The sequence below is a fragment of the Pseudomonas rustica genome, from assembly GCF_018336155.1.
GTDB lineage: Bacteria > Pseudomonadota > Gammaproteobacteria > Pseudomonadales > Pseudomonadaceae > Aquipseudomonas > Aquipseudomonas rustica.
In genome coordinates this window covers 1-2,285 of sequence record NZ_JAGYHF010000032.1, presented here as the reverse complement: position 1 = coordinate 2,285, position 2,285 = coordinate 1, and the positions used below count along the sequence as shown (strand labels likewise).

Below are 2,285 nucleotides of genomic sequence, written 5' to 3'. Positions count from 1 at the left end.
GTCGGCGTTTCGCTGGGCTTCAGCGCGCAGCGTGGTGATGGTGGCCTGGCTCTCGGTATTGGCCTTGATGGCGTCATCCTTAGCCTGGGTCTCCACCCGCTTTTCTTCGCGAAGATCCTCAACCCGCAGTTGTTGAATGCCGACCAGCAGAAGGCCCACCACCGCGATAATGATTGCCGCAGCGATCGCCTTCATGCGGAGTCCACCTTCTTGCCCAGGAACCTGATGATCATGTCCCGAATTGCGGTCACACCAATGAATCCGATGGCACCGCCGGCGGCGACCGACAAGCTCGACGGCCACGCCATCCACTCAATGATGCTACTGGCCGACAGGCTGAGGGCACCGCAAATGAGCGCCTCCAAGATTATCCGCCACTTGTTTGGCTCTTTCGCTTCGTACAACACCCGAAGAAGAGTAATCGTGACGGCCATGATTGCGCCCTGCCAGAGCGGATTGCTCAACGCCAGCCAGATCTTGGCCCATGTGTCTGGCTTGTCAGGCATGTTTGGCATCCGGGTTGCCTCCCCCTTGGGGAGATTGATAAATCCGGCGTCCGCTGCACTCCCAGCTCGGAGCGATGGGTGTGGGGAGCCGAAAACGAAAAGGCCCCTATCGTGGGGCCGAAATTAGTGAGCGTTTACTGGGTTGAGCGCAGCCAAGAGCAGGGCCTGCCCTTTGTGCAACTCAACATGCGCCAGGCTGGTCAGCTTCGAATCCGCGAACGAGTGTCGCTTCAGCAAGTCTTCCATTTCTTCGAGAGCGGCCTTCAGGCCAAGCGCCTTCTGCAGCACTTTCTCGTCGTGTTCGCCGCGCGCTTTCAGGACTGCGTCGCGAACCTGCTCGAACGGCAGGCCTTCGCCAGATGGACTGGCTTTTTTGCACATGAATTCGGATGGCGTGTACACAGCTCCGAACACATGACCGTCACGGTAGTAGAACGGGCTTTCGTAGCCGATCACGAACATTGAAAACTTTTCACGCTGATCGGTGTTCATCAGCTGCCCAGTAACTGTGGAAAACTCGTAGCCTGGCAACTCGGAAAGCCAAGCAAGGCCCGATTTCAGTCGACCGAGATCGCCACCGACCACTGCGTCAACTACACACTGAACCGCCTGCTTCTCTGCGTCGGACATTTTCCTGCTCCTCAAACGAAAAGGCCCCTGCGAATGCAGAGGCCCTGAATAGGTGCGCTCGTCTTTCCGAGCTGTCGGCCGAAGGCCTTCTCAACGTCGACGCCCATTTGCATCGATCTCGCTGATCCAGTCTCGCGCCACTCCACAAGCATGTGAGGTCAGAGTGCGCGGGCTGCCGGCGTTGATTCCGTACGTCGCACTATCCGGCTATCGACGTCCAGGCCTTCCCGAGGGCTGTCCTGGCTACAGGTAAAACTACAGATTCTTTTTATGAATGCGCCAACCTATGGCGACACCGGGATGCAGATACTCGCCGGTGCGAGGATGGCGCGAGAAGTCAGTCTCGCCAACTTGGCGTGCGACCGCCTCCCATGCCGTTCTGGCGCGCTCCAGCAGATTGCTTTTGGCTTTCAGCTTCACGCGCACCTCCAGAAGGTTGAATTCGAGGCAATAAAAAACCCGGCGCGGTGGCCGGGTTTCGTTAGTCACTCCTCGATACGCGCAGGAATGACAGGATGGGTGAATAATGCGACATGGCGACATGACATTGCAAGCCCTTTTGAGGGACTATTTCATGCCGCCTCGCTTTCCAGCACTCCGACTGCTTCAAGCATGTGTTGCGCCTCGACCAGAGCCTCGTTCACAAGCGACTCCAAGCCATCCTTGATGGCCTTGTTCCAGCGCTGGTAAGTGCGCTCTGTAAGTCCTTGGGAATCCCAGTTCGTCATGTCGTAGTTCGAATCGGCCAGGACGATCATCTCGCCGGGCTTGTCCTCTGCTACCGCGCGCGCACGCTTGTTGGCCCGGGCAACATCAGCGTCTGCTGCCGCGTTGCGCCAATCCCACTGCCCCTCCTCCTTGTTCTCACGGTGCTTCGGCGCCTTGATCTGGGTAACCGCTCGCTGAATGCCCCTCACCTGCTGCGGCACCGCCCAGACCAAGACGGACTGTTGCGTGAAGCGCTGCGGTGCTGGGGTCTTCACCACGGCGACCAGCCGGCCGATGGAATCGATTTTGCGGCCACGGTGGGTGCTGTACTTCGCCACCAGGGCGTTCCAGTGCCGCGGGGAAAGCTGGGCGTGCAAGAGCTTGTGAACGATGCAGTCAGCCAGCAGCGCGGCATCCTTCCCGGATATCTCGCCCTTGAGT

At 58.8% G+C, this 2,285-nt stretch carries 4 protein-coding genes and 1 pseudogene; all 5 read right to left on the bottom strand.

What is annotated here, in order from left to right; genetic code table 11:
- A pseudogene (locus tag KFS80_RS26690) lies at window positions 1-195 on the bottom strand (hypothetical protein); the annotation flags it as partial.
- Window positions 192-515: a phage holin, lambda family gene (locus KFS80_RS26685; RefSeq protein ID WP_212546467.1), complete on the bottom strand. Its 324-nt coding sequence runs from the start codon at window positions 513-515 to the stop codon at window positions 192-194. The pseudogene KFS80_RS26690 and the gene KFS80_RS26685, both read right to left, overlap by 4 nt.
- A gap of 114 nt (window positions 516-629) precedes the next feature.
- Window positions 630-1,136, bottom strand: coding sequence for a hypothetical protein (locus tag KFS80_RS26680; RefSeq protein ID WP_212546466.1), 507 nt, complete (start codon window positions 1,134-1,136; stop codon window positions 630-632).
- 255 nt (window positions 1,137-1,391) lie between these two features.
- Entirely contained in the window at window positions 1,392-1,625 is a 234-nt protein-coding gene (locus KFS80_RS26675; RefSeq protein ID WP_212546465.1) for a hypothetical protein, read from the bottom strand.
- Between the two features lie 83 nt (window positions 1,626-1,708).
- On the bottom strand, window positions 1,709-2,285 hold a 577-nt coding region (locus KFS80_RS26670), incomplete at its 5' end, for a hypothetical protein (protein ID WP_212546464.1).